This window comes from Mesorhizobium sp. M0106 (assembly GCF_040322715.1).
In the GTDB taxonomy this organism is placed as follows: Bacteria; Pseudomonadota; Alphaproteobacteria; order Rhizobiales; family Rhizobiaceae; genus Mesorhizobium.
Map to the genome: position 1 here is coordinate 206,562 of NZ_JAMYUA010000008.1, position 7,032 is coordinate 213,593.

Here is a 7,032-nt window from a genome sequence, read left to right on the forward strand (position 1 = left end):
CCGCGTTTTAGCGAAATTTTGCCGGCATGGAAGGGGTTCGGAAGGAAAATCGCCTATTCACGAGGCAGTCGCCGCCAAGGGCGGCCGTACAGGTCGATCGTACCCGTGCCATATTTCGCCGGTAGGCGGTGCTTCTACATTCCTTGACCCGGTCAGATGCCTTTGCCCCGTTTGTCCCGCGTTGTTGCGTTTTCCATTGCCGTGTTTGCTGCCGGCGCGGCTTGCGCCGACCCGCCGGCGCCGCCGGCAAAACCGAAGCAGATCGTCATCATCTCATTCGACAGCGCCCGCGACATTTCGCAGTGGCAGCGCAGCCGGGCGCTGGCCGCACGCACGGGTGCGCATTTCACCTATTTTGTCTCCTGCGTGTTCCTGCTGTCGCCCGAGACGCGTATGGAATACACCGCGCCCGGCAAGACAGAAGGCAAATCGAATATCGGCTTTGCCGCCTCCAAACAGGAAGTCGCCGAGCGGCTCGAGCAGATCAATCTTGCCGCCTCGGAAGGCCACGACATCGGCAGCCATGGCTGCGGTCATTTCGACGGCAAGGACTGGAGCAAAGCCGACTGGCTAAGCGAGTTCGGCTCGTTCAAGCATGTTCTCGAAAACGCCTATTCGATCAACGGCATTGCACCCGAACCAAAGGGCTGGCGCGATTTCGCAGGCAAGGCAGTGGTCGGTTTCCGCGCGCCTTATCTGTCGGCAAACAAGGCGCTCTACGAGGCGCTGCCTGCGGCCGGTTTCCTGCTCGACGCAAGCGGCGTCTCGCGTGGGCCGGTCGAGCCGCCGACCGTCAGCGGCATCACGCGTTTTTCGCTGCCGCAGATCCCGGAAGGGCCGAGCTCAAGGCGGGTGATCGCCATGGACTACAATCTCTATGTCAGACATTCCGGCGGCTTCGAGCGGCCGAGCATGGCGGAGGAGTTCACTGACCGGACCTATCACGCGTTCCGCGCCGCCTTCGATGCGCAATACCGGGGCAAGCGCATTCCGCTTGAGCTCGGCTTCCACTTCACGCTGATGAACGACGGCGCCTACTGGAACGCGCTGGAACGCTTTGCCGGCGAGGTCTGCATCAAAGCGGACGTCGAGTGCATCAGTTTTCACGATTATGTTTCGCGGCGAGGCGAAAGGCAGGCGGCGGTGGGCGGCTGAGCCGCAAGCGCCCGCCGCCCGCCAGTCTTAGCTTGCCGGCTGGTCCTCAGGACGCAGCCCGGCTTGTTCCCGTTCTAGATAGTGCTGATCGATCACCGGCAGCGGCTCGCCCTTGATCGTGGCTTCGAACGCTCGCAGCCGCTTGTGGACTGACAAGAGCTCAACGATCGTTGACCAGGAATTAACAAGATATTGGAACGAGCTGGTCACTTGGCTGAACGCGGAATTGACCTGGTTGACGAGACCCAACGTCAAGGTTCCGGCGACCAACGAAGGAGTCATCAAAAAAAGAGGGAATATGGTATTTAGTTGCAAGTAGAGATAGCGGACCACATTGAAATAGACGTAGTGGAAATAGAGCCGGAAGTAGTTCTGGCGCACATTTCCGAACAATTCGGAAACGGTCGGCGGCTGCGCTCGGGACTGATCGTCCTCACCATAAACAAGTTCCTTGCGGTAAGCGGCTTCGACGCGCTGGTTGCGAAACTGCAAGCCGGGCAGCTTTATGCCGGCGGTGGCAATGCATACCGTCCCAAACATCGCCCAGAAGATCGCAGCCAAAACCAACGGCTGCGGCACCTGACCGATGAAAGGCAATGCCGTAATGTGCTTTGAGTAGGCAAGCAAAATCGGCATGAAGGCGATCAAAGTCATTATCGAATCAATAAAGCTGGTCCCAAGATCTTCCATGATCTTTGAAAAGCGCATCGTGTCTTCCTGCACGCGCTGGGAAGCTCCCTCGATGCTCCGCACCCTAGGCCAATAGGACATGTAGTAGTCGTTCATCGCTGTCCGCCAGCGAAACACCCAATGGCTTACAAAGAAATTTGTCAGAACGTAAACAGTAACAGCCACCAGAGCGATGCCGAGGAAAGTTATTAACTGCGCATAAACATCATACTCTGTCGCCTTCACACTTTTGCTCACAATGCCCTGGATCAGATCCCAGAACGGCCCGTACCAGGCATTGATCGCTACACTCACCTGAACCTGAAAATAGGTCGTGAACAAGATCAGCGAGCTGCCAAGGATCGACCAGCGGTCCCACGGGTGCGGGGAATACCAATGCCAGAAGGCGTAAAAGAGCAGCACACCAAGTGTAAAATAGATGTAGAACCAAAGGAACGGAGGCGACCAGAAAACGGAAACGCCAATGATCGGCGCCGCGTCCGCTGCAGGGAGGGGAAATCCGACCAAAGCGCCTAGCTGGTCGCCGCCGAGAAACCACACGGCCACCATGACCGCACTCCAGACGGCGGCCGAGGTGAAAAAGAGCTTCGGCTGCGGAAAAAACGATACGAACACTGTGGCGAAATCCTCGGTCGGCGCAAATCAGCGGCGTTGGTCAGCGGGCATAAAGTCACACATTAGTGGGAAAGAAAATGCCCGTGCCCGATGCCCGCAACCGAGCAAGACCATAATCATGGCGATTTTGGCGCAGCCGACCAGGCGATCGCGCCGGAAGCGAGCAGGACGGCGGCAGCCACGATCGAGGCAAGGAAAAAGTTGCCCGAGGCCTGCGCAAGCAGACCGGCGACGATCGGGCCGATGATCTGGCCGAGGCCGAAGGCGGCCGTCATCACCGCCAGCATCCGGCGTGGTGCTTGCGGAGCAAGCTGCCTGCCGGCCTGCAGGCCAAGCGCGGTGATGGCGATGAAGGTGCCGCCGATAAGAAGGCCGCCGAGTAGCGGCCCGGTGCGCCCGCCCATGGCGACGCTGGCGCTGACGCCGACCACCTCGATCAGGCACCCCAGCGCGTAGGTGGCATAGAGCCCGATCCTGGCCGTAAGCTTCTGCCACAGCCAGACCGATGGGAAACCGGCAAGGCCGGTGACCATCCAGACCACAGCCTCGAAGACGCGGCCGCCGCCGCCCTGGCGGACGATGGCGACCAGGAACGTTGCCGTGACGATATAGCCGAAGCCGAACAGGCCGTATGCGACGATGATCTTCACCAGCGACCGGTCTTTCGGCAGTGCCGGCTCGCTCCCGGTGGTGCTGTTCGCGGCCGAGGTGCCGCCGGCCAGCAAGGCGACGGCGGCAAAGCCGCAGGCCGAAATCACCGCCGACCACAGCCAGCCCGCCGCCCAGCCGGCATGTTCGGTGACGAGGAGCGCCAACAGCGCCGAGGACGCCGCGATGCCGAGGCCGACACCGCCGAAATACAACGCCTGCAGGTCGTTTCGCCCGGCCGCGGGGAGATGACCGAAAACGATGCTGGTCATGAAGACCAGGACAAAGGCGCTTGCAACGCCGGCAAGAAAGCGGATGGCGAGAAACGCGGCCATCGTGCCGCTCAGGCCCATCAGGCCGGCGAGGATCGCGGTGGCGGCAAGGCCGGCCAGCATCACCTGGCGCTCGCGGCCTTGCGCCCAGCCGCCGGTGGCGGCAAGCGCGCCGACGAGGTAGCCGAGATAATTGGCCGATGCGATCCAGCCGGCATCGGCCGGCGACAGGCCGAGCTCTTCCATCATGCCAGGCAGGATCGGCGTGTAGACGAAGCGGCCGATGCCCATGGCGACGGCCAGGGCAATCATGCCGGCGATTGCAAGGCGCAAGGGCGAAGCGATGTTCATTGCAGTGCACCATAAGTGCGCCTGCCGGTGAGACAATCCGCCTTTTGTTGGGCCAGAAGGGTTGCGCAGCCGCGTCGGCGGTTGGCTCGCCCGAGGTGCTTCTTCAGGAGACTCAACCGCAGCAGGTTCTTGTCGAGGCCGTCTCGAAGCGGGTACGACGCGCAGTCAGCCTGAACGGCATGTCGGCGAGTTCGCGCTCCGACATGGTGTCGAGGAGCGGATGCGCCAGCGGATCGGTCATCCAATTGATGGCCTTGCTGTCATGCCGGTGTGGCTGCATCCCGATCGGGGAAAAGGCGCCGAGCCATGATAAAATCTTCATCGGATTTGCCTCCTCACTTTGAGTAACCCACTTAAAATCCGCCGTTCGGCAGTGTCTGGCAATTGAGATTTCCGCCGCTCCAGTTTAGAAAAACTGTATGGCTATGCTGAACCGTGTTCATCTCAACGGCTTGCGCGCCGTCGAGGCCGTCGCCCGCCTGGGCTCGCTCGCGGCGGCGGCCGGCGAGCTCAACGTCTCGGTCAGCGCCGTCAGCCAGCAGATCAACCGGACCGAAAAGCAGCTCGGCCGGGCGCTGTTCGACCGAACGCCGGCTGGCCTGGTGGCGACCGAATTCGGCGCCACCTTCACAACGCGGCTTGGCGCGGGCTTCCGCGAACTCGCACAGGCGGTGGCGCTTGCCGATGAAAGCTCGGAGTGCACGCTGGTGGTTTCGGTGGCGCCAGCTTTCGCCTCGAAATGGCTGCTGCCGCGGCTGTCGCGGCATTTTGCCCGCCATCCGAACGTGCTCCTGCGCATCGATGCCTCGGTGCGGCTTGCCGATCTCGATCGTTCGGACATCGACGTCGCCATCCGGCTCGGCGACGGCAAATGGCCGGGCGGGCGGGCCGAATTGCTGCTGGCGCAGGAGGTGTTTCCGGTCTGTGCACCGGTGATCGCCAGCAAGCTGAAATCGATCGAGGACCTTGCTTTGACCTGTGCGATCACGGACGAAAGATCGATGATCAGTTGGGAGAGCTGGTTCGAAGCGGCCGGGGTGAAGCCGGTCACCTTCATGAAGGGCGCGCGCTTCACAGATCCGATGCTGTGCCTGGAATCGGCGATTGCCGGCCACGGCGTTATGCTCGGCTGGCAGTTGCTGGCCGCCGACGCGCTGGCCGACGGCCGTCTCGTTGCGCCTTTCGGCGTACGCGCCCAGAGCGGGCTCGGCTATTGGCTGGTGACCTCGGCCAGCAAGAACGAAAGCCGTAAGGTCAGGGATTTCAAGATCTGGATCCGCGAAGAGATCGAGGCGACGATGGCGCAGTTCAGGTCGCTCGAGAGGGCCAGCTAGGGCTGCCGGCACATCACGGTGGAAAGGTCGTTAGCGCCGGTCTATGTAAGAAACAGTCCCCAATCACGGCAGGCAGGATCATGACCACACATTCGCGCGGCGTTTCCGCAAGCATCGACCCGGTGAAGCTCGACAGGCTGGCGGAGGTCGCCGTCAAGGTCGGGCTGCAATTGCAGCCGGGGCAGGATCTGGTGCTGACCTCGTCTATTGCCGCGCTGCCTTTGACGCGGCGGATCGTCGAGCACGCCTACAAGGCAGGCGCGGGCCTGGTGACGCCGATCTTCAACGACGATGAGATCACGCTCGCGCGCTTCCGCTACGGCGCCGACGCCGGCTTCGACCGCGCCGCCGGCTGGCTCTATGAAGGCATGGCAAAAGCCTTCGCCAACAATGCGGCGAGGCTTGCCGTGCGCGGCGAGGATCCGTCGCTGCTTTCGGCGCAGGACCCGGCAAAGGTGGCGCGTGCCAACAAGGCGAATTCGATGGCCTACCAGCCGGCGCTGGAGAAGATCACCGGCTTCGACATCAACTGGAACATCGTCGCCTATCCCGATCAGGCCTGGGCCAAGCAGGTATTCCCGGACGACGCCGACGACGTCGCCGTGGCCAAGCTCGCCGACGCCATCTTTGCCGCCTCGCGGGTGGACGTCGAAGACCCGATCGGCAACTGGACGGCGCACAATGCGGCGTTGAAGAGCCGCACCGAATGGCTGAACGGCCACAATTTCCACGCACTGCATTTCACCGGTCCCGGCACCGACCTGACCGTCGGGCTGGCCGACGGCCACGAGTGGATGGGCGGCGCCTCGACCGCCAAGAACGGCATCACCTGCAACCCCAACATCCCGACCGAAGAGGTTTTCACCACACCGCATGCAAGGCGCGTCGAAGGCCATGTCACCAGCACCAAGCCGCTGTCCTATCAGGGTACCCTGATCGACGGCATTGCGGTGCGTTTCGAGGCGGGCCGCATTGTCGAGGCCAAGGCCACGAAAGGCGAGGATGTGCTGCAAAAGGTGCTCGATACCGACGAAGGCTCGCGCCGTCTCGGCGAGGTGGCGCTGGTGCCGCATTCCTCGCCGATCGCCAAGAGTGGGCTGCTGTTTTTCAACACGCTGTTCGACGAGAACGCCGCCTGCCACATCGCGCTCGGCCAGTGCTATTCGAAGTGCTTCGTCGACGGCGCCTCGCTCGGCCAGGACGAGATCGCGGCGCGCGGCGGCAACAAGAGTTTCATCCACATCGACTGGATGATCGGCTCGGACAAGATCGACATAGACGGCGTCCATAAGGACGGCAGCCGCGTGCCGGTGATGCGCAAGGGCGAGTGGGTTTAGGCCCGGGATCTCTAAGCGAAGACCAGCAAGCAGCGGCGCCTGCTGGCCCATGCGGAGTTGGCAATGGAGCTCGCGGTCAAGCGCATCTATGAGCAGCCGGCGCCCGATGACGGGCAGCGGGTGCTCGTCGACCGTATATGGCCTCGCGGCGTCCGCAAAGAGGACGCGGCGCTGACGGTCTGGCTGAAGGACATCGCGCCGAGCAATGGGTTGCGCAAATGGTTCGGTCATGAGTCGGCGCGCTGGGCGGAATTCCAGCGGCGATACCGCGATGAGCTCGACCGGAACGGCGAGGCGGTGGCGGAACTACGTGCCTTGCTCCGTGAAGGCAAGGTGACGCTGCTCTACGGCGCCCATGACGAGGCGTACAACAATGCGGTGGCACTGGCGAGCTATTTACGTGGGGCGGACTGAAGCGCGAGCCTGCGTCCTGTGACTTTGGAGAGTGGCGAAAGCCGTAGCGACGGCCAGAGGGGTGCTTCCCTCCGACCTCTCAAGACCTGGGTTCCTCGCCCCCGCGAAGCGGGGGAGAGGTGGGGGGGCAGCGGCCGGCGCGCTGGGAGGTTTAAAAAAATCCCGACCCCCGCCACGAGGGCTTGGGGGGGTTTGGGGGGGGTGGTGTTCAAAAAA

At 62.5% G+C, this 7,032-nt stretch carries 7 protein-coding genes; 4 read left to right on the forward strand and 3 right to left on the reverse strand.

Translation table 11 applies throughout. The features are described from left to right. Window positions 1-162 precede the first annotated feature (162 nt). Entirely contained in the window at window positions 163-1,155 is a 993-nt protein-coding gene (locus tag NKJ55_RS11215; protein WP_352449965.1) for a polysaccharide deacetylase family protein, read from the forward strand. A 27-nt stretch (window positions 1,156-1,182) separates the two neighbouring features. Here the strand turns inward: NKJ55_RS11215 and sbmA are convergent, their stop codons facing one another. From sbmA to NKJ55_RS11230, 3 genes are all read right to left on the reverse strand, one after another. Continuing rightward, on the reverse strand, window positions 1,183-2,460 hold the full coding sequence (gene sbmA / locus NKJ55_RS11220) for a peptide antibiotic transporter SbmA (protein ID WP_352449943.1): 1,278 nt from the start codon (window positions 2,458-2,460) through the stop codon (window positions 1,183-1,185). Window positions 2,461-2,576: 116 nt separating this feature from the next. Beyond that, window positions 2,577-3,731: a YbfB/YjiJ family MFS transporter gene (locus tag NKJ55_RS11225; RefSeq protein WP_352449944.1), complete on the reverse strand. Its 1,155-nt coding sequence runs from the start codon at window positions 3,729-3,731 to the stop codon at window positions 2,577-2,579. A gap of 112 nt (window positions 3,732-3,843) precedes the next feature. Next, window positions 3,844-4,053, reverse strand: a complete 210-nt coding sequence (locus tag NKJ55_RS11230; RefSeq protein ID WP_352449945.1) for a hypothetical protein — start codon at window positions 4,051-4,053, stop codon at window positions 3,844-3,846. A 97-nt stretch (window positions 4,054-4,150) separates the two neighbouring features. Between NKJ55_RS11230 and NKJ55_RS11235 the strand changes: the two genes are divergently transcribed. The 3 genes from NKJ55_RS11235 to NKJ55_RS11245 all read left to right on the forward strand — a co-directional run bounded on the left by NKJ55_RS11235 (window position 4,151) and on the right by NKJ55_RS11245 (window position 6,816). Then, window positions 4,151-5,065 (forward strand): LysR substrate-binding domain-containing protein, encoded by a 915-nt coding sequence (locus tag NKJ55_RS11235; protein WP_352449946.1) that lies wholly within the window; start codon window positions 4,151-4,153, stop codon window positions 5,063-5,065. Window positions 5,066-5,145: 80 nt separating this feature from the next. After that, window positions 5,146-6,402, forward strand: coding sequence for an aminopeptidase (locus NKJ55_RS11240; RefSeq protein WP_352449947.1), 1,257 nt, complete (start codon window positions 5,146-5,148; stop codon window positions 6,400-6,402). A gap of 57 nt (window positions 6,403-6,459) precedes the next feature. Continuing rightward, complete coding sequence (locus tag NKJ55_RS11245) at window positions 6,460-6,816, forward strand: DUF488 domain-containing protein (RefSeq protein ID WP_352449948.1); 357 nt, start codon at window positions 6,460-6,462, stop codon at window positions 6,814-6,816. The last annotated feature ends 216 nt before the right edge of the window (window positions 6,817-7,032 follow it).

Bases quoted from the DNA above. Each gene is read 5' to 3' on its own strand.
- NKJ55_RS11235 (WP_352449946.1), top strand. From the start codon at position 4,151: ATGGCTATGCTGAACCGTGTTCATCTCAACGGCTTGCGCGCCGTCGAG.
- NKJ55_RS11230 (WP_352449945.1), bottom strand. From the start codon at position 4,053: ATGAAGATTTTATCATGGCTCGGCGCCTTTTCCCCGATCGGGATGCAG.
- NKJ55_RS11225 (WP_352449944.1), bottom strand. From the start codon at position 3,731: ATGAACATCGCTTCGCCCTTGCGCCTTGCAATCGCCGGCATGATTGCC.
- NKJ55_RS11240 (WP_352449947.1), top strand. From the start codon at position 5,146: ATGACCACACATTCGCGCGGCGTTTCCGCAAGCATCGACCCGGTGAAG.